17 protein-coding genes are annotated in these 24,059 nt (G+C 71.7%); 14 read left to right on the top strand and 3 right to left on the bottom strand.

From position 1 onward, the window contains the following. The first annotated feature begins 14 nt into the window (after window positions 1-14). The 8 genes from ACFQ53_RS11425 (at window position 15) to dhaM (ending at window position 9,363) form a co-directional block, all read left to right on the top strand. Entirely contained in the window at window positions 15-1,370 is a 1,356-nt protein-coding gene (locus ACFQ53_RS11425; RefSeq protein ID WP_377859710.1) for an extracellular solute-binding protein, read from the top strand. Window positions 1,371-1,456: 86 nt separating this feature from the next. After that, window positions 1,457-2,338 (top strand): carbohydrate ABC transporter permease, encoded by an 882-nt coding sequence (locus ACFQ53_RS11420; RefSeq protein ID WP_377859770.1) that lies wholly within the window; start codon window positions 1,457-1,459, stop codon window positions 2,336-2,338. Further along, window positions 2,335-3,141: a carbohydrate ABC transporter permease gene (locus ACFQ53_RS11415; RefSeq protein WP_377859708.1), complete on the top strand. Its 807-nt coding sequence runs from the start codon at window positions 2,335-2,337 to the stop codon at window positions 3,139-3,141. Before ACFQ53_RS11420 ends, ACFQ53_RS11415 begins: the two co-directional genes overlap by 4 nt. A gap of 17 nt (window positions 3,142-3,158) precedes the next feature. After that, on the top strand, window positions 3,159-4,283 hold the full coding sequence (locus ACFQ53_RS11410) for a carbohydrate kinase family protein (RefSeq protein WP_377859706.1): 1,125 nt from the start codon (window positions 3,159-3,161) through the stop codon (window positions 4,281-4,283). A 43-nt stretch (window positions 4,284-4,326) separates the two neighbouring features. Next, window positions 4,327-7,083, top strand: a complete 2,757-nt coding sequence (locus ACFQ53_RS11405; protein ID WP_377859704.1) for a PIG-L family deacetylase — start codon at window positions 4,327-4,329, stop codon at window positions 7,081-7,083. 101 nt (window positions 7,084-7,184) lie between these two features. Beyond that, window positions 7,185-8,183, top strand: coding sequence for a dihydroxyacetone kinase subunit DhaK (gene dhaK, locus ACFQ53_RS11400; RefSeq protein WP_377859702.1), 999 nt, complete (start codon window positions 7,185-7,187; stop codon window positions 8,181-8,183). 83 nt (window positions 8,184-8,266) lie between these two features. Further along, on the top strand, window positions 8,267-8,944 hold the full coding sequence (dhaL, locus tag ACFQ53_RS11395) for a dihydroxyacetone kinase subunit DhaL (RefSeq protein ID WP_377859700.1): 678 nt from the start codon (window positions 8,267-8,269) through the stop codon (window positions 8,942-8,944). Next, the gene (gene dhaM / locus ACFQ53_RS11390) at window positions 8,941-9,363 is read left to right on the top strand and encodes a dihydroxyacetone kinase phosphoryl donor subunit DhaM (protein WP_377859698.1); all 423 of its coding nucleotides are present in this window, start codon (window positions 8,941-8,943) and stop codon (window positions 9,361-9,363) included. Before dhaL ends, dhaM begins: the two co-directional genes overlap by 4 nt. Before the next feature lie 232 nt (window positions 9,364-9,595). Here the strand turns inward: dhaM and ACFQ53_RS11385 are convergent, their stop codons facing one another. The 3 genes from ACFQ53_RS11385 to betT all read right to left on the bottom strand — a co-directional run bounded on the left by ACFQ53_RS11385 (window position 9,596) and on the right by betT (window position 15,073). After that, window positions 9,596-11,158, bottom strand: coding sequence for a GMC family oxidoreductase (locus tag ACFQ53_RS11385; protein ID WP_377859696.1), 1,563 nt, complete (start codon window positions 11,156-11,158; stop codon window positions 9,596-9,598). 99 nt (window positions 11,159-11,257) lie between these two features. After that, window positions 11,258-12,733 carry an aldehyde dehydrogenase family protein gene (locus tag ACFQ53_RS11380; RefSeq protein ID WP_377859694.1) on the bottom strand — a complete coding sequence of 492 codons (1,476 nt, stop codon included), beginning with the start codon at window positions 12,731-12,733 and terminating at the stop codon, window positions 11,258-11,260. 108 nt (window positions 12,734-12,841) lie between these two features. Continuing rightward, window positions 12,842-15,073 carry a choline BCCT transporter BetT gene (gene betT / locus ACFQ53_RS11375; RefSeq protein ID WP_377859691.1) on the bottom strand — a complete coding sequence of 744 codons (2,232 nt, stop codon included), beginning with the start codon at window positions 15,071-15,073 and terminating at the stop codon, window positions 12,842-12,844. A gap of 287 nt (window positions 15,074-15,360) precedes the next feature. Between betT and ACFQ53_RS11370 the strand changes: the two genes are divergently transcribed. The 6 genes from ACFQ53_RS11370 (at window position 15,361) to ACFQ53_RS11345 (ending at window position 23,909) form a co-directional block, all read left to right on the top strand. Further along, window positions 15,361-16,902 (top strand): alpha-amylase family glycosyl hydrolase, encoded by a 1,542-nt coding sequence (locus ACFQ53_RS11370; protein WP_377859688.1) that lies wholly within the window; start codon window positions 15,361-15,363, stop codon window positions 16,900-16,902. Between the two features lie 132 nt (window positions 16,903-17,034). Then, a complete protein-coding gene (locus ACFQ53_RS11365) occupies window positions 17,035-17,373 on the top strand; it encodes a hypothetical protein (RefSeq protein WP_377859685.1) in 339 nt (112 codons plus the stop codon). A gap of 347 nt (window positions 17,374-17,720) precedes the next feature. After that, window positions 17,721-19,562 carry an ABC transporter ATP-binding protein gene (locus ACFQ53_RS11360; protein WP_377859682.1) on the top strand — a complete coding sequence of 614 codons (1,842 nt, stop codon included), beginning with the start codon at window positions 17,721-17,723 and terminating at the stop codon, window positions 19,560-19,562. Next, window positions 19,559-21,367 carry an ABC transporter ATP-binding protein gene (locus tag ACFQ53_RS11355; RefSeq protein ID WP_249477637.1) on the top strand — a complete coding sequence of 603 codons (1,809 nt, stop codon included), beginning with the start codon at window positions 19,559-19,561 and terminating at the stop codon, window positions 21,365-21,367. The genes ACFQ53_RS11360 and ACFQ53_RS11355 overlap by 4 nt, the downstream gene beginning before the upstream one ends. Window positions 21,368-21,515: 148 nt before the next feature. After that, complete coding sequence (locus ACFQ53_RS11350) at window positions 21,516-22,049, top strand: lamin tail domain-containing protein (RefSeq protein WP_377859677.1); 534 nt, start codon at window positions 21,516-21,518, stop codon at window positions 22,047-22,049. Between the two features lie 204 nt (window positions 22,050-22,253). Then, window positions 22,254-23,909: a cation:proton antiporter gene (locus tag ACFQ53_RS11345; protein ID WP_377859674.1), complete on the top strand. Its 1,656-nt coding sequence runs from the start codon at window positions 22,254-22,256 to the stop codon at window positions 23,907-23,909. Window positions 23,910-24,059: the final 150 nt, after the last annotated feature.

The following is a 24,059-nucleotide window of genomic DNA, read 5'->3' as shown; positions in this document are numbered from 1 at the left end:
CCCTGGAGGACCTCATGCACCGTCGCCAGTTCCTCGCCTCCGCCACCGCCGCGGGCGGCATGGCAGCCCTCGCCGCCTGCGCTCCCGGCACCGGCACGACCGACGACCCCACCGGCCCGTCGGCCGACGAGGTCGACACCGATGTCGCCGGGCTCGGCGACATCACCCTGCGGGTGTGGGACCAGGAGGTCCGCGGCTCGCAGGATGAGGCCATCACCGCCCTCATCAAGGCCTTCGAGAAGAAGTTCCCGAACGTGAAGGTCGATCGCGTCAAGCAGTCCTTCGACGATCTGCAGAAGCAGACCGCCCTCACCCTCTCCGGGGCCGACGTCCCCGACGTCCTGCAGGTCAACAACGCGCGCGCCGACATGGGCGAGTTCGTCAAGGCCGGGCAGCTGCTGGACCTCTCGGGCTACGCCGACGCCTACGGCTGGTCGAAGCGCTTCTCGGACTCCGTGCTCTCCAAGGCGCGCTACTCCGAGGACGCGAAGACCTTCGGCGAGGGCTCCCTGTGGGGCGTGCCGCAGACCGGCGAGGTCTGCGGCATCTACTACAGCGCGAAGAAGCTCCAGGGCATCGGCGCTGAGCCCCCGACCTCGTGGGACGAGCTGCGGACCGTCCTGGAGACCGCCCAGAAGGCCGACGAGCAGCCGATCATGCTCGGCAACCTCGACAAATGGCCCGCGCTGCACGTGTTCGGTCCGCTCCAGGCCGCCTCCGTGGACCCCGAGCAGATCACGAAGCTCGCGATGGGCAACGCGGGCGGCGACTGGACCGACGCGAAGAACGTGGACGCCCTCACCGAGCTCGCCGACTGGGCGGAGAAGAAGTACCTGGGCGACTCGCCCAACGGCCTGGACTACGACGCGGCCTGGGCGGACTTCACCAAGGGCAAGGGCGTGCTGCTGATCGGCGGCTCGTGGCTGGGCACCGACATGGCCAAGGCCATGGGGGACGACCTGCACTTCATGGCCCCGCCCGCCGGCGTCGGCGGCAAGGTCGCGACCACGGGCGGCACCGGCCTGCCCTTCTCGATCCCCGCGAAGGCGAAGAACCAGGTCGCGGCCGCGGCCTACATCGACTTCATCACCAGCGAGGACGCGATGAAGCTGATCGCGGACAACGGGGGCATGCCCGTGCTGGACACCGCGGCGCTCGCTCCGAAGAAGGGCGTGAACAAGGAGATCTTCGAGGCCTTCGACGCGGTCTCGAACGACGGCGTGCTGCTGCCCTACCTCGACTACGCGACCCCCACGTTCTCCGACACCGCGGGCGCGACCCTGCAGGAGCTGATCGGCGGGCAGTCCTCGCCGAAGGACGCCGCCGCGGCCCTGCAGAAGGACTACGCGGACTTCACGGGAGCCTCGTGAGCACGCGCGCAGCGGAGCAGGGGACCACGAGGGACCAGGCGGACGCGGCGAACGCGAGGGCCCGGCGCCGGAGCGCCCCGTCGGCCGTGGTCCGGGGTCGCCTCACGCCGTACCTGTTCCTGTTGCCCGGGTTCGTGGTCTACGGGGCGTTCGCGCTGTACCCGCTCGTGCGCTCGGCCCAGTTCTCGCTGTACGACTGGTCGGGCATCGGCGCCTCGACCTTCGTGGGGCTGGGCAACTACGCGGACCTGCTGCGCGACGGCGGCTTCCTCGCCGCGATCGGCAACGCGCTCGTGCTCATCATCTTCTACGCGCTGCTGCCGCTCGCGATCGGCCTGCTGCTCGCCGCGGTGCTGCGCCGCGCGCAGGTGCGCGGGCTCGGCTTCTTCCGCACCGTGATCTTCCTGCCGCAGGTGGTCGCGCTGGTCGTAGTCGCCGTCGCGTGGAAGCACATCTATGCGCCCGACGGCCCTTTGAACACCGTGCTGCGCGCCGTGGGCCTGGACTCCCTGGCCCGCGGCTGGCTGGGTGATCCCGGCGCGGCGCTGCCGGCCGTCGGTTTCATCGGCACCTGGCTCGAGATGGGTCTGGTGATGCTCCTGCTGCTCGCGGGCATGAGCCGCATCCCCGAGGACCTCTACGAGGCTGCGCGCCTCGACGGCGCCGGGCCGGTGCGGGAGTTCTTCGCGATCACTCTGCCCTCGGTGCGCGGGGAGATCGTCTCGGCGCTCGTGCTGACGATCATCGCGGCCCTGAAGACCTTCGACCTCGTGTACATGACGACCTCGGGCGGGCCGGGCAACGCCACCACCGTGCCCAGCTACGAGGTCTACCGGCGGGCCTTCGAGCTCAAGGACGTGGGCTCGGCGAGCTCGGTCGCGATCGTGCTGACGATCCTCGTGTTCGCGATCAATCTGCTGGTCACACGCATCGACGAGCGTCCGCAGACGCGAGGGGGCCGACGATGAGGGTCTCCACCGCCGAGCGCACCATGAACTACGTCGTCCTCGTGGCGTTCGCCGCCTTCGCGCTGTTCCCCGTCCTCACGATCCTGCGCGACGCCTTCTCCCCGCGCATCGGCGCCGCCGGCGGCATCCACCCGGAGAACCTGATCGACGCCTGGCGCATCGGCGGCTTCGGCGCCTCGCTCGGGAACTCGCTCGTGGTCGCGCTGATCGTCGTGGTGGTCTCCGTGGCCCTGTCCCTGGGCACCGGCTACGCCTTCGGCACCATGCGCTTCCCGGGCTCGCGCGTGCTGTTCCCGCTGTTCCTGCTGGGCCTCATGATCCCCGCCGAGGCGATCGTGATCCCGCTGTTCTACGACCTGCGCACGGTGGGCCTCACCGACACCTATGCGGCGATCGCTCTGCCGCAGATCGCGCAGTCGATCGCCTTCGGCACCTTCTGGATGCGCGCACAGTTCCGCGCCCTGCCGCAGAGCCTCGTCGAGGCCTCCGCGCTCGACGGGGCGGGGCCGCTGCGCACCCTGCTGCGGATCCTGGTGCCGGCCTCGCGGCCCGCGATCGTGACCCTGGTGGTGCTGGTGGGACTGTGGACCTGGAACGAGTTCCTCATCGCCCTGGTGATGACGCCGTCGGGCCGCCACCGCACCGCCCCGCTGGGCCTGGCGAACTTCCAGGGCCAGTACACCGCCGACAACGCCCTGCTCGCCGCGGGCGCGATCATCGTCGCCGCGCCGATGCTGATCCTGTTCCTGGTGCTCCAGCGGCACTTCATCCGCGGCATGATCGACGGCGCCTCGAAGGAATGAGAGACGGAGTGAGAGAGATGGACGAGACCGCACCCACCACGACCTCCGCGGCCGGGGACTGGGACCCGCTGGCCTCCCAGCGCACCCCCGAGGACCCGCCGCTGGACGTGCTGCTCTCGGGCACGGTCTTCTTCGACATCGTGTTCACGGGCCTCGAGCGCATGCCCGCTCCCGGCGAGGAGCTGTGGTCCGAGGGGCTCGGATCGTGCCCCGGAGGGATCGCGAACCTGGCGACGGCGACCGCCCGCCTGGGTCTGCGCACCGGCCTCGTCGCCGGCTTCGGGGACGACGCCTACGCGGACTGGATGTGGGAGACCCTCAGCCGCGACGAGGGCATCGACCTGCACGCCTCACGCCGCTTCCCCAGCTTCCACTCGCCGCTGACCGTCTCCGTGGCCACCCCGGAGGACCGGGCGATGGTCACCCACGGCCACCCCCTGCCCGAGCCGCTCTCGACGCTCATCGACAGGGCGCCCGCCGCCCGCGCGGCCGTCGTGGACCTCGCCGGGGAGACCGCCTGGTGGTCGCGCCTGGCGGAGGCGGGCACGATGATCTTCGCCGACATCGGCTTCGATGCGACCGGCCGCTGGGATCCGGCCGACCTCGCCCCGCTCACCCACTGCCACGCCTTCACCCCCAACGCCGTCGAGGCGATGGGGTACACGCGCACCTCCACCCCGGGCGCCGCCGTGCGAGCGCTCGCCGAGAAGGTGCCGCTCGCGATCGTCACCGACGGCGCCGAGGGCGCCTACGCGATCGACTCCTCGACCGGCGAGGAGGAGTACTGCCCGGCCGTCCCGGTGCGCGCCCTGGACACCACCGGTGCGGGCGACGTGTTCGCCGCAGCGATCGTGCTGGGCACCCTCGCCGGCCGGCCCCTCGAGCAGCGCCTGAAGTTCGCCTCGCTGTGCTCGGCGCTGGCCGTGCAGCAGTTCGGCGGCTCGCTCGCCGCGCCCGGCTGGGGCGACATCACCGACTGGTGGAGGGCGCTGACCAGCTCCTCCGACGGCGGCGACCTGCGTGCCAAGCACACCCGCGACGGCTACTGCTTCCTCGAGGAGGTGATCCCGGACCACGCCGTCCAGGGCAAGCGCCGCGCCCAGGGCACCTTCGCGCTGCGCTCCGACGCCGGGGCGCACTGAGCGCGGGCCGGCAGCATCCCGAGGATCCGTTCGAGGAGGAATGATGATCCCGATCCCCCAGTCCACGACCCGCCCCACCCGCCGCAGCGTCCTGCGCGGCGGCGCCGCCCTCACCCTCGCGGGCGGCGTCGGAGCATTCGCCGGCGGCGCGCTCACCCCTGCCGAGCAGGCCGCGGCCGCCGGCGCCATCGACCTGGACGTGCTGTACATCGGCGCGCACCCGGACGACGAGGCGTGGGCGCTCGCCGCCTTCGGCCAGTGGCACGAGTTCCACGACCAGGAGGCCGGGGTCATCACGGTGACCCGCGGCGAGGGCGGCGGCAACGCCGTCGGCCTCGAGGAGGGCCCCGAGCTGGGCGTCATCCGCGAGGCCGAGGAGCGCACCGCGGTGGGCATCGCCGGCATCCGCCACGTCTTCAACCTCGACGCCGTGGACTTCTACTACACGCTCTCCGCGCCGCTCACCCAGGAGGTGTGGGGTGAGAAGGCCGTGCTCAGCCGCATCATCCGGGTCGTGCGCGCGACGCGGCCGGACGTCATCGTGACGATGAACCCGTCGGCCGTCGAGGGCAATCACGGCAACCACCAGCAGGCGGCGCGCTTCGCCCTCGAGGCCTACCTGATGGCCGGCCGCGAGGACGTCTTCCCCGAGCACTTCGACGAGGGGCTGAAGCCCTTCTCCCCCGCCCGGATCCTGCGCTCGGGCTCCGACGGCACGGGCGGCACCGGCCCGGATGCGGTGGCGGACGGCTTCGAGCCCACCGTCGCCTCGGACCTGGTCTTCGGCGCCTGGAACGGGACGGAGTCCGCGGAGCACGGCACGCGCTGGAGCGCCCTGCTCGACGAGTCGATCCGCTCCTACGCCACGCAGGGCTGGACGGTGAATCCGCCGTCGCCGACCGACCCCGCGAAGATCCCCGTCGCCTGGTTCACGCTCCTCGACTCCCGCACGCCGCTCGCGGATCCCACCAGCGGAGACGAGGCCGCCCTGCGCGGCGCCTCCCTGCCGTCGGCGAAGGGCGGGCTGCCCGAGGGAACCCGCCTGGAGATCACCGCCGACGCCTTCGAGGTGGTCCCCGGCGTCCCGTTCACCGTGGAGGTCACCTCGCGCGCAGCGCGCAGCGCCCTGCCGCGGGCGGAGGTGGCGCTGGAGACGCCGAAGGGCTGGAGCGTGGAGGGGAGGACCTCCCTCGGCACGATCGCGAAGGGACGCAGCGCGACGGCCCGGCTCACCGTCACGCCCGCCTCCGACGCCGAGACCAGGACGGCCGTGCAGCTGACGGCGACTCTGCGCTGCCGGCGGGGCGAGGGCCGCAACGTGCTCCCTCTGCAGGTCTCCGGTCCTGTCCGCGCGGGCCTCGCGCCCCGCTCGGAGATCGCGCAGTTCCTGGACTGGACCGACGACCTGGGCATGCAGCGCCTGGACGCCCTGGTCCCGACGCAGCACGCGCTGGGTTCGGGGCTCACGAGGACGCTCGACGTCGAGGCCCGCAACCTCACCGACGAGGCCCGCTCCGCAGATGTGGAGCTCACGCTTCCCGCGGGCATCACGGCGGACCCCGCGACGCTCACCGTCGCCTCGATCCCTGCTCACGGGACGAAGACCGTGCAGGTCACCCTCGAGAACACGGACGCGTCCCTGCCGACGGCCAACCGCGCACCGCACGGCGGGGTCTACCCGGTGACGGTGCGCACCGTGAGCGACGGCACCGCGCACATGGAGAAGCAGGGGCTCGTGCTCGTGCCCCGGCTGGTCGCGAAGCCCTCGGACGAGGTCGCCGTCGACGGTCGCCGGAAGGACGGCGAGTACCCGGGCGATCCGATCGACGTGGGCACCCTGTGGGAGGGCGCCGAGGTCACCGCGGCGGACGCCTCCGGCTCCGCCTGGGTCACCTTCGACGAGGAGGCGCTCCATGTCTTCGTGCACGTCGTCGACGACACCGAGGGCACGGTGCTCGGGGCCGATGACAACAAGCAGCGCTTCCGCACGGACTCCGTGGAGATCATGATCGACCCGCGCGGCGACTCCGAGTCGACGGCCTCGACGTTCATCCTGGGCATCCTCCCGGACACCCTGGCCGCCGACGGGGCCTCGGCGGGCGTCGCCGCCGGCCGGGACCACGACCAGCACCAGGGCGCGCTCGCGAAGACGGCACCGGGGGTGCGCGTCGCCTCCCGCATCAGCGACCCGTACGAGGGCTACGACCTCGAGGCGACCATCCCCTTCGACGCGCTCCCCAACGGAATCTATCCCGAGCACATCGGCCTGAACGTCGTCGTGTACGACTCGGACACCCAGGACCGCACCGGGCAGTCCCGCATCGGCTGGTCGACCTTCCCCGGCGTGCAGGCCGACCCGTTCCGCTGGGGCGTGCTGCAGCTGCCGCAGGCCGACGCCGGGGACGACGCGCCGCAGGATCCCGTCATCCCGAACACCGCCGCCCGCTCGGTCGAGTCGGCCCAGTCGATCATCCAGTCGGCGGCCGACGGCGTGGGGCTCGGCGGGCGGCCCGACCTGGGGCGCTCCGTGCTGAGCATCCACGACGTGCACAGCTCCGGCGACCGCGTGCGCGCCCGCGTCCGCTCGCGTCGCGGCGGCACCCTGCGTGTTCTCGCCTGGGACGGCGAACGCAGGCTGGGCAGGGCGAAGGAGGTCGAGGTCCGCGCGGGCCGCAGCACGCGGGTCTCCTTCGCGATCGAGGCGCCGAAGGGCGGGTCGTCCGCGCGGCACCGGATCGTCCTCGCCGCTTCCCTCGAGGACTCCGACGGTGCGACGGCGGCCGCGACTGCGAAGGCCTGAGCGGGTCCGCGCCGCCGCTGGCCGCGCCGGCCGCGCCGGCATCGAGCAGGGACTCCTCAGCACCCCGTGACGCCGCTCACCGCACGGGGTAGCGTCGAGCCATGAAGAAGCTCATCGATGCCACGGCCGACGTCGTCGTCGACGCCCTGCGGGGCATGGCCCTCACCCATCCCGATGACCTGCAGGTGGACCTCGAGAACCGCGTCGTGCTGCGCGGTCGCCCCAAGGGCGACGGCAAGGTCGCGATCATCTCCGGCGGCGGCAGCGGCCACGAGCCCCTTCACGGCGGCTTCGTGGGCGAGGGCATGCTCGACGCGGCCTGCGCGGGCGAGGTCTTCACCTCCCCGGTCCCCGACCAGATCACCGCAGCGATCGCCGCCGTGGACCGCGGCGCCGGCGTGCTGCAGATCGTCAAGAACTACACCGGCGACGTCATGAACTTCGAGATGGCAGCGGAGCTGGCCGACGCCGAGTCCGGCACCGAGGTGCGCAGCGTCGTGACGAACGACGATGTCGCCGTCGAGGACTCCACCTTCACCGCCGGCCGCCGCGGCGTGGGCGGCACCGTGCTCGTCGAGAAGATCGCGGGCGCCGCCGCCGAGGAGGGCCGGTCGCTCGACGAGGTCACCGCGATCGCCGAGAGGGTGAACCAGAACGCCCGCTCACTCGGCGTGGCGCTGACCTCGGTGACCGTGCCCGCGAACGGCAAACCGTCGTTCGAGCTGGGCGAGGACGAGATCGAGATCGGCATCGGCATCCACGGCGAGCCCGGGCGGCGCCGGGAGAAGATCGCTCCGGCGCGCGAGATCGCCCGCACCATGCTCGAGCCGATCCTCGCCGAGCTTCCCGGCGAGGGCCCCGTGCTGCTGCTGGTCAACGGCATGGGCGCGACCCCGCTTCTCGAGCTCTACATCCTCGCGGCCGACGCCCACGCGGTCCTCGAGGGGGCGGGCGTCGAGGTCGCGCGCGACCTGGTCGGGAACTATGTCACGAGCCTCGACATGGCCGGCGCCTCGATCACCCTGCTGCGTCTGGACGAGGAGCTCACCGCGCTCTGGGACGCACCGGTCGCCACGCCCGCGCTGCGCCGCGGGCTCTGAGCCCGTCGGCCGCTCCCGGCGGTCGCCCCCGTCGGCCGTCGCCGTCGGCCTTCCCCCATCAGCCACCACGAAAGGAGCTGGCGATGACCAGCGAGAACACCCCCGTCTCGGAGCTCGGGCTGCACGAGCTGACCACCTGGCTGCGCCGCTGCACGGAGCTGGTCGACGAGAACGCCCCGTATCTCACCGACCTCGACGCGGCGATCGGCGACGCCGACCACGGCGCGAACATGCAGCGTGGCTTCGACGCCGTCGCGGGGATCCTCGACGGCGAGTACGAGGACGTCCAGGCGCTCATGAAGAAGGTCGGGATGACGCTCGTCTCGAGCGTCGGCGGTGCCTCCGGGCCGCTCTACGGCACGTTCTTCCTGCGCTTCGCGACCAGCGCGAAGGGCGCCGACGCGCTCGACCTGCACGCCCTGTTCGCCGCGCTGCAGGCGGGCGTGCACGGCATCGAGGAACGCGGCAAATCGATGATCGGCCAGAAGACCATGCTCGACGCCTGGGTCCCGGCGCTGGACGCCTACCTGCGGGCGGGCGAGACCCTGCAGGGCGCGGTCCTCGCCGGTGCCGCGGGAGCGCAGGAGGGCCGAGACGCGACCGGTCCGATGGAGGCCACCAAGGGACGCGCCTCCTACCTGGGCGAACGCTCCGTCGGCCACATCGATCCCGGCGCCGCCTCGACCGCATTGCTCTGGGAGGCGCTCGCGGACGTGGTCCGCCCCGGCGGACCGACGCCCGATGGGGAGGCGGCCTCATGACCGGCATCGTCGTCGTCTCGCACTCGCGTCAGCTCGCCGAGGCCGCCGTCGACCTCGCCCGCCAGATGGTCCGCGAGGGCGGTCCCCGCATCGAGATCGCCGCCGGCGTGCAGGACCCCGAGACCGATCAGCCGGGACTCGGCACCGACGCGGCCGCGATCAGCGCGGCGATCGAGGAGGCCGACGACGGCCAGGGCGTCGTCGTCCTCATGGACCTGGGCTCGGCGATCCTCTCCGCGCGCACCGCCCTCGAGTTCACCGAGCCCGCCATCGTCGAGCGCACCCGCCTGAGCTGGGCACCGCTCGTGGAGGGGCTCGTGGGCGCGGTCGTCACCGCGGCGAGCGGCGCCGATCCCGCCGAGGTCGCCGCGCAGGCCGAGGTCGCCTCCGAGGCCAAGCGCCAGCAGCTCGCCGACTGACGGGCGCAGCCGCGCCGGGTGCACCCAGCCCGGCCGGGCCGCACCTCGCAGTCGGCCCCCGCTCCGCAGCGCACCCAGCCAGTCCGGGCCGCGAGAAGTACGAAACGGTTGCCAAGAGCGCTCTTGGCAACCGTTTCGTGCTTCTCACGCGGCGTCCGCGTCCATGACGCGCCGCCTACTCCCTCTCGGCGCGACGCCGTCGCCTCGTCGGCGCGACGCGCGACGCCCCGGCTCACTCGCCCGAGGTGATCATCTCCGCGCACTTCTCGCCCATCATCATCACGGTGATGTTGGGGTTGACGGTGACGATCTCGGGCATCGCCGAGGCGTCGACGACGCGCAGCCCGGTGACGCCCTTGACGCGCAGCTGCGGGTCGAGCGGCGAGTCGGCGCCATCGAGCGGGCCCATCCGGCACGTGCCCACCGGGTGGTAGACGGTGTTGTGGGTGGCGCTGATGTACTCGGCGAGCTCCTCGTCGGTCTGCGCCTCGATGCCCGGGGACAGCTCGCGGCCCGCCCACTCGGCCATGGCCGGCTGGGAGACGATCTCGCGGGCCTTGCGGATCCCGGCGATCATCACGCGCATGTCGTGGCCCTCGGGATCGGTGAAGTAGCGGGGATCGACCTTGGGCTTGTCACGGAAGTCCCGCGAGCGCAGGCGCACGGTGCCGCGCGAGCGGGCGTGGGTGACGTTCGGGGTGAGGCAGAAGACCTCGTCCGCCGTCGGGTAGCCGGCGCGGTAGGTGTGCATGTCGAAGGGCACCGAGCCGTAGTGCATCATCAGGTCGGGCCGGTCCAGGCCCTCCTCGGTGGGGGTGAACACGCCGATCTCCCACCACTGGGTGGACTCGCGGACCATGGGCTGCTTCGACTCCCACTGGACCAGCCCCTCGGGGTGGTCCTGCAGGTGGGCGCCCACTCCCGGCGAGTCCACGCGGACCTCGATGCCGTGCTCCTCGAGGTGCTCGCGCGGGCCGATGCCCGAGAGCATCAGCAGCTGCGGGGTGTTGATCGCCCCGGAGGAGACGATCACCTCGCGTCGGGCCTCGATGAGCGAGGGCCGCCCGAAGGCGTTGTCGACGACCTGCACGCCGGTGCAGCGCTGGTCGTCGTCGAACTCGAGCTCCCGTGCCCAGGAGCCGGTGAGGATCGTGAGGTTCTCGCGCTCGAGGATCGGGTGCAGGTAGGACACCGAGGACGAGGAGCGGGTGCCGTCGGCCCGACGGTTGACCTGGAAGAAGTTCGCGCCGTTGACGACGGTCTGTCCGCCGTTGAAGCGCGTGCGGGGGATGCCCGCCTGCTCGCAGGCCTCGAGCAGCGCGACGCCGGAGGGGTCGCGCGGGGGCACGTTCATGAGGTGCACGGGGCCGTCGTGCCCGTGGTGGGCGCCCTCGTCCTCGTTGGTCTCGAGCTTCGTGTACAGCGGGTAGGTGCGGTCGGACTCCCAGCCCTTGGCGCCGTGGACGTCGGCCCACTCGTCGAGGTCCTCGCGCGGCGCCCAGAAGGCGATGCAGGAGTTGTGGGAGGAGCAGCCGCCCAGCACCTTCGCGCGGGCGTGGCGCATGAACGAGTTGCCGTTCTCCTGCGGCTCGATCGGATAGTCCCAGTCGAAGCCGGACTCGAGCAGCTCCATCCAGCGGTCCAGCTGCAGGACGACGTCGTGGTCCTGGTCCGAGGGGCCCGCCTCGAGGAGGCCGACGCTCACCTCGGGGTCCTCGCTCAGGCGGGCGGCGACGGCGGCGCCGGCGGAGCCGCCGCCCACCACCACGTAGTCGAAGGTGTGGGTGGTCTGCATGTGTGGTGTTCTCCTTCGTTCGGTGTCCGGGGGTCGGGGCGCGGCGGGGCCGATGGGCCGGTCACGGGGTTCCGCTCCGTCCGGCGGCCGCTCGCGCGCTCAGTGCTGGGGGAACCAGCCGGTGACCGCGGGACGCAGGTTCTGGTAGATGTGCTTGGCCTCCTGGTACTCCGCGAGGCCCGTCGGCCCGAGCTCGCGGCCGGAGCCGGACTGCTTGTACCCGCCCCACTCGGCCTGCGGCAGGTAGGGGTGGAAGTCGTTGATCCAGATGGTGCCGTGGCGCAGCGCGCGGGCGACGCGCTGGGAGCGTCCGGCGTCCTGGGTCCAGACGGCGCCGGCGAGGCCGTAGAAGGTGTCGTTGGCGATGGCGATCGCCTCGTCCTCGCTGGTGAAGGTCTCGACGGTGACCGTCGGCCCGAACGCCTCGTCGCGCACCACGGACATGCCGCGGCGCACCTGGTCGATCACCGTGGGCTGGTAGTAGAAGCCCTCGTCGAGGCCCTCGCCGATGGCGAAGGCGCCGCCCGTGCGCACGCGCGCGCCCTCGGCCTCGCCGGCGCGCACGTAGGCGTCGACCTTCTCGCGGTGGGCCTTCGAGATCAGCGGGCCGGACTCGGCCTGCTCGTCGAAGGGGCCGCCCAGGCGGATCTGCTCGGCGCGGCGCACCAGCTCGTCGACGAACCTCTCGGCGATGGACTCCTCGACGATCAGCCGGGCGCCGGCGGAGCACACCTGCCCCGAGTGGACGAAGGCGGCGTTCATGGCGTTGTCCAGGGCCGCGTCGAAGTCGGCGTCGGCGAAGACCACGTTGGGGTTCTTGCCGCCCAGCTCGAGGGCGACCTTCTTGACGCTCGCGGCGGCGTTCGCGGCGATCAGGCGCCCGGTGACGAGACCGCCGGTGAAGGACACCATGTCCACGTCGGGGTGCGTGGACAGCGGTCCGCCGACGCTCGCGCCGGCCCCGAGCACGAGGTTGCCGACGCCCGCGGGCAGGCCGAGGTCCTCGAGCACCTGCAGCATGAGGATCGCGGTGTGCGGGGTGAGCTCGGCGGGCTTGAGCACGAAGGAGTTGCCGGCGGCGAGCGCGGGCGCGATCTTCCACGCGGCCTGCAGCAGCGGGTAGTTCCACGGGGTGATCAGCGTGCACACGCCCACGGGCTCGTGCTCGATGCGGCTGGCGACGTCCGGATCACCGGCGTCGACCACGCGGCCGGCATCCTGGGCGGCGATCCGCCCGAAGTAGTCGAAGCAGGCAGCGATGTCATCCATGTCCAGGCGCGACTCGATCAGACGCTTGCCGGTGTCCAGGGACTCGGCGCGGGAGAACTCCTCCTTGCGCTCGCGCAGCTGCTCGGCGGCGCGCAGCAGCAGGGCGCCGCGGTCGGCGGCCGGGACGGAGGTCCACACCCCGGAGTCGAAGGAGCGGCGGGCGGCCTCGATCGCGGCGATCGTGTCCGTCTCGGTGCCCTCGTCGACGACGGCGACGAGCTCGCCGTCCGCGGGACACCGGATCTCGCGCGTGCCGCCCTCGGCGGCGGCGCGCCAGGTCCCGTCGATGAACAGTGTGCTGGGCATGGTCTCTCCCTTCGTGGTGGGGCGCGGGCCCCTGGGGGTGATGGTCGGTGCTGTCGGTGGGTTCGATCGGGTGCGGGGAGTCCGCGCGGCCGGTGCGGCCCGGCGGCCTCAGCGCACGGGAGCAGGCTCCTCGTCGGTCCGGTCCTCGTCGGCCGTGTCCTCGTCGGCCGTGTCCTCGTCGGCCGACGGGCCCTCAGGATCCTCCTCGAGCGCCGGGAAGTCCTCGTGCCAGTCGGTGGTGACGGCCGAGGCGAGGGCCCCGTCGGCCCCTCCCTCCGAGACCCGCAGGTACTCGAGGTGGGACTCGTAGAGGTCCAGGACGTCGGTGATCAGGTGCTCCGAGGAGTAGCCGTACACGTCGTAGCCGCGCGACCCGGTCGCGGTGAAGACCTCGAGCCGGTAGTAGTCGTCGTCCTCGGGGGCGACGCGCACGGCGAAGGACGGCATCGGCTGGGCGACGGGGTGCACCTGGTACACGAAGTCGTCGCATCCGGGAAGGCCCACGCGCAGCACGAGGCTGGGCACGGGATGGCCCTCGACGTCCTGCCGCTCGACGGCGACCTCGGCGCCGCTCTCGCGCATCTCGGAGGCGACCTCCTGCAGGGCGGGGTCGACGGTGCGCTCGAGGTAGCGCAGGGTCGCGCCGCGCTGCGGGTAGGACATGGAGCGGCGCAGGCGGGAGCGCCAGGAGCGCTCGGAGGCGCCGGACCGGGCGACGAGGGTCGCCCGGAAGCTGTCGACCTGCTGGGTCTCGCTGCGCAGCGCGCGGTACAGGGAGATCATCACCAGGTACAGGACGATCGAGAACGGCACGCCGATCACGAGGGTCGCGCCCTGCAGGGTGGTGATCCCGCCGACCAGCAGCATCGCGAGGGTGAGCACGCCGGTGAGGACCGCCCAGAACACGCGCAGCCAGGTCGCGCCGTCCTGCTTCGGGTCCTCGATCACGGAGGTGAAGTTCGCGAGCACGAGCGCACCGGAGTCGGCCGAGGTCACGTAGAACAGCAGTCCGGTGAGGGTGGCGAGGCCGATGAGCAGGGTCGCGCCCGGGTACTGGGCGAGCAGGTCGTAGAAGGCGCGCTCCGGGGTGGCCATCGCGACCTGCCCGAAGGCGTCGTCCCCGCCGATCACGAGCTCCAGCGCACTGTTGCCGAACACCGAGATGAACAGGGCGATGAACAGGAACGGCACCACCAGCACGCCGAGGACGAACTGGCGCAGCGAGCGCCCGCGGGAGATGCGGGCGAGGAACAGGCCCACGAACGGCGCCCAGGCGATCCACCAGGCCCAGAAGAACAGGGTCCAGGTGCTCGACCAGGTGTCCGGCTGCTCCCACGCGAAGGTGTCCAGGAGCATGCCCGGGAAGCGCGAGAGGAAGTCGCCGACGTTCATCACGAGGCCCTCGAGGATGCGTCGCGTGTTCCCGGTGACGGCGATGTAGACGAGCAGGACGATCGCGAGGATGACGTTGAGCTCGGAGAGCCGGCGGATGCCCTTCTCGACGCCGCTCACGGTGGATACGGTCGCCATCAGCACGCTCAGCACGATGAGGCCGATCTGCGCGCCGACGCCCTCGGGGAGCCCGAAGAGCTGGTGGAGGCCGTAGTTCAGCTGCACCACGCCGATGCCCAGCGAGGTCGCGATCCCGAAGACGGTGCCCAGCACGGCGGCGATGTCGACCGTGTGCCCGGCCCAGCCGTCCATGCGCCGTCCGAACAGCGGCGAGAGCAGCGTGCGGATGCTCAGCGGCATGTTGCGCCGGTAGGCGAAGTAGGCGAAGGCCGCGCCCATCAGCGCGTACATCGCCCAGCCCACGGGTCCGTAGTGGAAGAGGGTCCAGACGATCGCCTGCCGTGCGGCCTCGATGTTCTGCCCGCCGCCCGTGGGCGGCTCGTAGTACTGGGAGATCGGCTCGGAGACCGAGAAGAACATGAGGTCGATGCCGATGCCCGCGGCGAACAGCATCGCCGTCCAGGTGAACAGGTTGAACTGGGGGCGGGCGTGGTCGGGGCCGAGCTTGGTGGCGCCCGTGCGGCCGAGCGCCAGGAAGAGCACGAAGGCGACGACGATGCCCGCGGTGACGATGTAGTACCAGCCCAGGTTCTGCGAGGTCCAGGTGACGATCGCTCCGATCACCACCCCCGCCTGAGCGGGGGCCAGGATCGCCCAGAGCGCGACCGCGCCGATCAGGGCGGCGGACCCTATCAGCACGGGTGGGTTCGCGCGGGGGCCGCGCGGGGCGCTCGGTGCCGGTGCGCTCGGGGAGCTCGGGGCTGCGGCCGACGGGTCCTGCGTCGGCGGGGCCGTGGTGGTCGGGGTGCGGTCGGTGCCTGCTGTCATCTGCTCCTCGTCCTGCTGCGGGCGGTCGCGGATCCCGGCACCAGGACGCCGTACGTCCAGGGCACGCCGTCGATCCTCCAGCACCCTAGACGAGGCATCCGGCGGCAGCAGCGCTCCCCAGCAACCGGCCGACCGGTTGCGGCATCCCTCGGGACAGACCCGACGCCACCAGCGAAGAACCCCCTGTCCTCGGGGCGGTCCGCGTGCCGCGCAGGGCGGCTGCGGCCCCCGGGAGCGACCCCGCGGATCGGGAGGCACGTCACAGCCCATGTCCGTACGATGGACCGATGGAGACCTCATCCGCCCCTGAGGCCCGGCCCGCTCCCACCGTCGAAGCTTCCGCCTCCGATACCGCCGCCGACGCGCCGCGGTGGCAGCACGCGATCTGCTGGCAGGTCTATCCGCTGGGGTTCTGCGGCGCCCCGCTGCACCGCGAGGACCTGGGAGCCGAGACCTACGGCGAGCGCCAGGGCGACAACGTCGTCCATCGTCTGGACCGCATCGTCGGCTGGCTCGACCACCTGCTCGCGCTCGGCGCGGACGTGCTGATCCTGAACCCGATCTTCGACTCCGCCTCCCACGGCTACGACACGCTCGACCATCTGCGCGTGGACCCCCGGCTGGGCGACGAATCGGACCTCGACGCGCTCATCGCGGCATGCCGCGAGCGCGGCATCTCCCTCGTGCTCGACGGCGTCTTCAACCACGTCTCGCACCTGCACCCGCTGGTGCGGCGGGCGCTGGCCGACGGCCCCGACTCCCCCGCCGGCGCGTGCATCCGCTGGTCCGGTGCGCACCCGTACGGCTTCGAAGGCAATGAGGACCTCGTCGAGCTGAACCTCGCCGAGCCCGCGGTCCAGGAGCGGATCGCCCAGGTGATGAACCTGTGGCTCGACCGCGGGATCAGCGGCTGGCGGCTGGACGCCATGTACGCGGCGGGTCCCGAGGCCTGGACGCCGATCCTGGACATGGTCCGGGCCGAGCACCCGGAGGCGTGGATCCTCGGCGAGGTCATCCACGGCGACTACCGGACCCTCGCCGAGGCCTCCGGTGCGGACTCGATCACCCAGTACGAGCTGTGGAAGGCGATCTGGTCCTCGATCCGCGAGACGAACCTCTTCGAGCTCGCCCACGCGCTCGGCCGGCACGAGGCCTTCGTGCACGGCGGAGAAGGCGACGGCGGAGGCTCCCCGTTCCTGCCGCTGACCTTCCTGGGCAACCACGACACCACGCGCATCGCCTCGCAGCTGCCCGACGGCCGCGACCTCGCGGTCGCGGTCACCCTGCTCGCGCTGCTGCCGGGCATCCCCGCGATCTATGCGGGCGACGAGCTGGGAGCCGTCGGCACCAAGGAGAACCGCGCGGGCGGGGACGACGCCGTGCGCCCTCTGTTCCCCGCCTCGCCCGACGCGCTCCGCTCCGGCATCGGGCCCGACGGCACCTGGCACGGGGAGGCCCCCGCCGGCGCCTCACCCTCCCTCGCGCTGCTCTCCCGGCCCGCCGCGCCGCGCCTCTTCGAGGTGCATCAGCGCCTGCTCGGCCTGCGCCGCCGCGAGGGATGGCTGGCGAGCGCGAGGATCCACGTGGACGAGGACTCGCTGACCAACTCGTCCGTGCGCATCGTGCTCGAGGCCGACGGCCCCGCGCCGTCCGACGGATCCGCCGCCCCGCGCGGCCTCGCGCTCTGGCTCAACCTGAGCGACGATCCGCTCGACCTGCCGACCCACGCGGAGGTCCTCACGCAGGTCTCCGGCGCCGACATGCTCGATGCCGTCGGCCCCGCCGCACCCGGCATCGTCCCTCCGCACGGCACCGCCATCGTGCGTTGAGCGATGCGTCGACCGCCCCAAGGCGACGGTCCGTCGCCCGACGCCCGACGCCTCTCGGCCGATCACGAGCCGGCGGTCATCCCTCCACGCACCCTCTGTGCCCACCCAGCGTCGCGTCATAGGCTCGGCCCCATGAGCACCTCCACCGCGCTGAAGTCCGCCGAGTCCGTCCGCACCGCCCCCGTCGTCGCCACAGGCCTGCTGGGCGGCTGGATCACTGCGCGGGAGACGGGCATCCGCCCGCTCGGCGGCGTCGTCCTCGCCGCCGCGGGCGTCTACGCGGGCCGCACCTGGCTCGCCAAGCGCGGCGCCGGCACCACCGCGGCGCTGAGCGCGCTGTACGTGCTGGGCTTCGGGCTCTCGCACCCGCTCGCGAAGAAGATCGGTCCCTGGCCGTCCGTGCTGGCCGTCGCCGGCGCGAGCGCGGGCGCCGCCGCACTGCTCTCGGACGCGAAGCCCGCGCAGGACTGACCCGCGCCGAGCAGCAGCAGCTGCCGCAGCGGCCGTCGCAGCGGCCGCACGGACCCGAGGATCCTTCCGCGGCGCCGGACCGTCGGCCGCCCCGACTCGGCGCCCCACCACGATCACACCCCGGAATCCTCTGGTTTCCCACGTGATCGTTGACTAGGCTAAAGGGCCGGTCCGCACGAGGCTCACGGAGCCCGCCGGGCCGGTCCGCCCCGTATCCCGTCCCTTCTCAGCCCGGTGCCCCGACCCGTCGGAGCATCCGGGCTGGACCGTCCTCCCCGCCCGCTCCGCCTCCTCAGCCCGCGCCGCACTCCCCCGCCCATCACCGCACAGCGAGGTGCCGCCTCTTCATGATCGCGTCCATGGGCCGTCTCTGGCAGACGGTCCGCCCCATCCGCTTCCGTCTCTTCCTCGGACTCCTCAGTGCGCTCGTCGCCTCCACGAGCGCCCTGCTCATCCCGCAGGCCCTCGAATGGATCATCAACCGTCTGGACGCCGATCCGACCGCCGCCGCGGTGTGGACCGGCGGGGCGGTCGTCATGGGCATCGGGCTCCTCGAGGCCTCCCTCATCTGGCTGCGACGCATGTTCGCCGTCTCGCCCTCGACCACGGTCGAGAAGGAGATGCGCGTCAGCTTCTACCGCAAGGTCATCCACCTGCCCGTCGCCTTCCACGACGCCTGGGGGTCCGGCCAGCTGCTCTCGCGCATGATGAGCGACATCAGCCTGATCCGCCGCTGGGTCGCCTTCGGCATGATCATGATCGTCACCGACGTGGTCACGATCATCGTCGGCATGGTGCTGCTGTTCCGCTCGAGCTCGCTGCTCGCGCTGATCTTCGTGTGCGCTGCGGTGCCGGTGTGCATCCTCGCCTTCCGCTTCAACCAGCGCTTCGCCTACCTCTCGCGCCTCTCGCAGGACCAGAACGGCGACCTCGCCACCACCATCGAGCAGTCCGTGCAGGGCATCCGCGTGCTCAAGGCCTTCGGTCGCGGCCCGACGGCCCTCGAGGGCTTCACCGAGCAGGCCGACGAACTGCGCCGCACCGAGGTGAAGATGGCGACGGCCATGGCCACCTTCAACATGTTCATGTTCATGCTCCCCGAGATCGCCCTCGGCCTCGCGCTGCTGCTGGGGCTGTACGAGACCTCGCAGAACCACATGAACACGGGTCAGATGGCCTCCTACTTCGCGACCGCGACGATGGTCATCGGCCCCGTCCGGATGCTCGGCAACCACCTGGGGCAGGCGATCAACACGAACACGGCGCTCGACCGTCACTTCGAGGTCATGGACCTGTCCAACGACATCATCTCGCCCGAGAGCGCGGACGAGCCCGCACCCGCAGGCTCCCGCGGCGACGTGCGCCTGACCGGCGTCCACTTCCGCTACGCGGACGCCCCCGCGCGCATCCCCGACGTCATCGACGGCGCCGACCTGCACATCCGCCCCGGCGAGACGATGGCGCTGGTGGGCGTCACCGGCAGCGGCAAGTCGACGCTGCTGCAGCTGATCCCGCGCCTCTACGACGTCACCGGTGGCCGCATCACGATCGACGGGATCGACGTGCGGGACATGGACCTCGTGGACCTGCGCTCGCTGACGGCCGTCGCCTTCGAGGACGCGACGCTGTTCTCCGACACCGTGCGCGGCAACGTCATGCTCGGGGCCGACGAGGCCCTCACCCCCGAGCAGTCCGAGGAGCTGCTGCACCTGGCGCTGCGCACGGCGGATGCGGGCTTCGCCCTCGACCTGCCCGACGGTCTGGACACCCGCATCGGCGAGGAGGGCATGAGCCTCTCCGGCGGTCAGCGCCAGCGCCTGGCGCTCGCCCGCGCGATCGCGGCGCGGCCCGCCGTCCTGCTGCTCGACGACCCGCTGTCGGCCCTGGACACCAAGACGGAGGAGCGGGTGACCGACCGTCTGCGCGAGGTGCTCGAGGGCACCACCACGCTGATCGTCGCCCACCGCACCTCCACGGTCGCCCTCGCCGATCGCGTCGCCCTCATCGACCACGGGGAGATCGTCGCGGTGGGCACCCACACCGACCTCATGCGCAGCTCCGCCCGCTACCGGTACGTGATCGCGAACCAGGAGGAGGAGGCCCGCAGCAACCAGGACATCGAGACCCTCACCGGGGAGCTCGATCTGCGGGAGGTCCAGGAGACCGCAGGGAAGGAGGGAGAGCGATGAGCGCCCCCGCACGCGAGGAGGACGAGGAGCAGCGCGTCCTCTCTCCCGAGGAGAACAAGCGGGCCAGGTCCCGCTCGCTGACCCTGCTGCGCGAGCTGCTGCACCCCGTGCGCGGCCAGTTCGCCGCCATGAGCGTGATGGTCGTGATCGCCCAGCTCGCGGTCGTCGCGGGCCCCGCGATCATCGCCTGGGGCATCGACAACGCCCTCACGCCGATGGTCGAGGGCAATCCCGCGCCCGCACTCGGCGCCGCCGCCCTGCACCTGAGCTGCGCGATCGTCGGCGGCGTGCTGACCTTCGGGTACGTCCGCCAGGGCACCGTGGTCGGCGAGCGGATGCTGCTGAGCCTGCGCCGGAAGGTCTTCCGCTTCACCCAGAAGCAGGATCTCGAGTTCCACGAGCGCTACACCTCCGGCCGCATGGTCTCCCGCCAGACCTCCGACATGGAGGCCCTGCGCGAGCTCGTCGACTCCGGCGTCGACATCCTCGTCGGCTCCACCCTGTCGATGGTGTTCACGGTGGTCCTCATCGTCACCATGGACTGGGTGACCGGCGTGGTCATGCTGCTGATGCTGGTCCCCGGCGTCATGCTCACCAGCTGGTTCCAGAAGCGCTCGCGCGAGCAGTACCGGCAGATCCGCACCCATTCGGCGCGGCTCATCGTCCACTTCGTGGAGACCATGGGCGGCATCCGCGCCGTCCAGGCCTTCCGCAAGGAGCCGGCCGACGAGAAGCGCTTCGACGACCTCGCCCAGGACTACCGGGACGCCTCGCTGGCCTCGACGATGACCTTCGGCATCTACCAGCCGGCCCTGCGCATCCTCGCCAACGCGACGATCGCGGTGGTGCTGCTCGTGGGCGGCTTCCGCGTGCTCGGCGGTCACCTCGAGGTGGGCTCGCTGGTGGCGCTCGCGCTGTACTCGCGGCGCTTCTTCCAGCCCATCGACCAGCTCGCGAGCTTCTACAACACGCTGCAGAGCGGGCTCTCGGCCCTCGAGAAGATCGCGACGCTGCTCGCGGAGTCGCCGAGCGTCAAGGAGTCCGAGCACCCCACGCCGATGCCGGCCTCCACCGGGCGCGTCGACTTCGAGGACGTCTCCTTCCGCTACACGGCCGACGGCCCCCTGGTGCTCAAGCCCCTGGACCTCCACATCCCACCGGGTCAGACGATCGCCCTGGTGGGGCAGACGGGCGCGGGCAAGTCTACGGTCGCGAAGCTCATCAGCCGCTTCTACGACGCGACCGAGGGCGAGGTGCTGCTGGACGGCGTGGACCTGCGGGACATCTCCATGCAGGACCTCACGCGCAACATCGTCATGGTCACCCAGGAGGCGTACCTGTTCTCCGGGACGGTCGCGGACAACATCGAGCTGGGCATGCCCGGGGCCCCGCGCGAGGACATCGAGCGGGCGGCCCGCGCCATCGGCGCGGACGACTTCATCGAGAACCTCCCCGACGGCTACGACACCGACGTGAACAAGCGCGGCGGCCGCGTCTCCGCCGGCCAGCGGCAGCTGATCTCCTTCGCCCGCGCCTTCCTCGCCGATCCGCGCGTGCTCATCCTCGACGAGGCCACGAGCTCGCTGGACATCCCCAGCGAGCGCATGGTCCAGGAGGGGCTGACCAAGCTGCTCGGCGAGCGCACGGCGCTGATCATCGCCCACCGCCTCTCCACGGTGATGATCGCCGACCGGGTGCTCGTGGTCCACGGCGGCGAGGTCGTCGAGGACGGCTCCCCCGCCGAGCTCGTCGCCGCCGGAGGCCGCTTCGCCGCCCTCTACCAGGCCTGGCAGGAGTCCCTCTGACGGTGGCCGCGGGCCATGTCGCGCAGATGACATGACCCAGGGGGTGTCGTCGTCCGTTCCGGGTGCTATCTTCCGACATATCCCCGTCGGACCGGGCTCCCGCAGGACGATGACGCCCCGCGGCCCCTCAGATCCTCCAGAGGTCACCATGCATCTGCCCCTCCTCCAGCGCGCCCGATTCCAGCACGCCCGCGTCCGTCCGCTGCTCGCCCTCCTGCTGCTGCTCGCGCTCGTCGCGGGCCCGCTCGCGATCGCCCCGTCGGCCGACGCGGCGACGAAGAAGCCGCTGGACATCGTGAAGATCGTCTACGACCCCTCGGGCCGAGACACCTGGAAGAACGGTCACCTGAACAAGGAATACATCGTCCTGAAGAACACGGGGAAGAAGACCCTCTCGCTGACCGGGTACACGCTGCGCGACAACGGCCCGCAGCGCTTCCGCTTCCCCAAGGGCACCAAGATCAAGCCCGGCAGGACCCTCACGATCCGCTCGGGCAAGGGGAAGAACACCTCCTCGACCCTGTACTGGGGCACCAAGAGCTACATCTGGAACAACACCCACGACACCGCCCGGACCTATGACTCCAAGGGCAAGAAGCTCGAGTCCTGCACGTACAAGAAGCTCACCAAGAAGGCGACGAAGAAGTACGTGCGCACCACCGCGACGACCGCGTACTGCTGACTCCCGTCCGGCTCCCTTCCCTTCCCGTGCGTCACCTGCGCGCCCAGCCGGCGAGCAGGGGACGCACGGAGTGGGCGATAGAGTGGGAGGGCTCCCGCGACCTCGGACCGCGCCGGCGGTGTGCGTCCACTTCGCCCGAGGCCTCTGACCGCCCGCCGCTGCCGGTTCCCGCGCAGCCGGCCGTCCACGATCCCGGAGCCGTCCATGATCAACCTGGCGCTGGTCATCGGCCTGCTCGCAGTCACCGTCGTCTGCGTCGCCCTGGGCGAGCGCCTGCGGCTCCCCTACCCGATCCTCATGCTCCTGGCGAGCTCCGCGATCGCCTGCATCCCCGGTCTCCAGCACCTCGAGATCGACCAGGACCTGATCCTGCCCCTGTTCCTGCCGCCGCTGCTGTTCGCGACCGCGCAGAAGACCGACTGGTCCGTCTTCCGCTTCCGCTGGCGCACCCTGCTGTTCCTCGCCGTCGGGCTCACGGCGACCACGGCCCTGCTCGTGGCGGGCGCCGTGTGGGTGCTCGTGGGGGCCGTGTCCTTCCCGCTCGCGCTCATGGTGGGCGCGATGGTCGCCCCTCCCGATCCGGTCGCGGTCGAGGCCGTCGCCGGCCCCGCGCGGATGCCGCGGCGCCTGCTGTCGATCCTGCAGACCGAGGGCCTGTTCAACGACGCCGTCGCGATCGTGCTGTTCACCTCAGCGCTCAGCGCCCTCACCGGTCCTGACACCCTGGGTGTGGGCCAGGGCGTGGGCCTCGTGCTGAACTTCTTCGTGGGCGCCGCGATCGCCGTCGCGATCGGCCTCGTGATCGGCTTCCTCTACCGCTTCGCCTCGCACCGCGTGACCACGACGGCCGCGCGCACCGCGATGAGCGTCGTCGTCCCCTTCGCCGCCTACATGCTCGCCGAGGAGCTGCACGCCTCCGGGGTGATCGCCGTGGTGGTCACCGCGCTGGAGACCCGTCGCCGCGCCCGCGCGGAGGACTCCGAGGCCCGGATCTCGCGCGCGACCTTCTGGGACGTGGCGAACCTGCTGGTCACCGGCCTCGCCTTCGGCCTGATGGGGATGCAGCTGCGCGACATCGTGGCCAACGAGGGCGCGGACGTGCTCCGCTACCTCCCGGTCGCGGGCGTGGCCTGCGTGATCGTGGTGGCGGTGCGACTGGTGGGCATGCTCCTGATCAAGCCGATCGCCCGCTTCGACGCCGGCGAGAACCTCACGCTCAAGGACTCCACGGTCCTCACCTGGTGCGGAATGCGCGGCCTGGCGACCCTGGCCCTGGCCCTCGCGATCCCCACCTCGGGAGTCTCCGGGTCGGAGGCCGACGCCCGCAACATGATGGTGATCGTGGCCTGCTCGGTGCTGCTGGTGACCCTGGTGCCGACGGGCCTCGTGCTGGGCTGGCTGCTGCGCCTGCTCAAGCTCCAGGACGACGGCACGGTCGCCGACCAGGAGATCGCCGAGCTCACCCACCGCGCGCAGCGCGCCGCGCTGGGCGCGATCCACGAGCGCTTCGAGGAGACCGGCGAGCTCACCGAGGAGCAGATGCGCGCGGTGAAGAAGCGCTTCAAGGGCCTGCGCCAGGAGCTGGACTCCACGACGCAGGCGATGAGCGCGATCAACCCCGACGGCTCACCAGTGGATCCCGAGGCGCAGAAGGCCCTCGCCGCCCGGCGCAAGAAGATGAAGCGCGGGCGCGAGCTCATGGTCGCCGCGCAGACCGTGGGCCTGGACGCCGCGCGCACCGAGGTGCTCCTGGCGCGCTCGGAGCCCGGCATCGACCCCGAGGCGGCCGACGTGGTGCTGCGCCAGCTGGACCTGCAGATGCTCGCGGCCCCGCCGCGCATGCGCGCCCGCAAGCACTGACGAGCACCGAGGTCGGCGGGAGCTTTCCACCCCGGGGGCGGCTGCCTGCTCGACCAGCAGCTGGCAGTCCCCGCTTCGATGTCGCTGGGTGAGGTCTCGAGCCCATATAGGCGGTTTTTGAACAACCCCCGACAGAGAAACGACCGGGTT

Origin of the sequence: Brachybacterium sp. NPDC056505 (genome assembly GCF_042794925.1) — a bacterium.
Taxonomy (GTDB): Bacteria; Actinomycetota; Actinomycetes; order Actinomycetales; family Dermabacteraceae; genus Brachybacterium; species Brachybacterium kimchii.
Note: the sequence above shows the minus strand (reverse complement) of the source record. Positions and strands in the feature narration are given on the sequence as shown.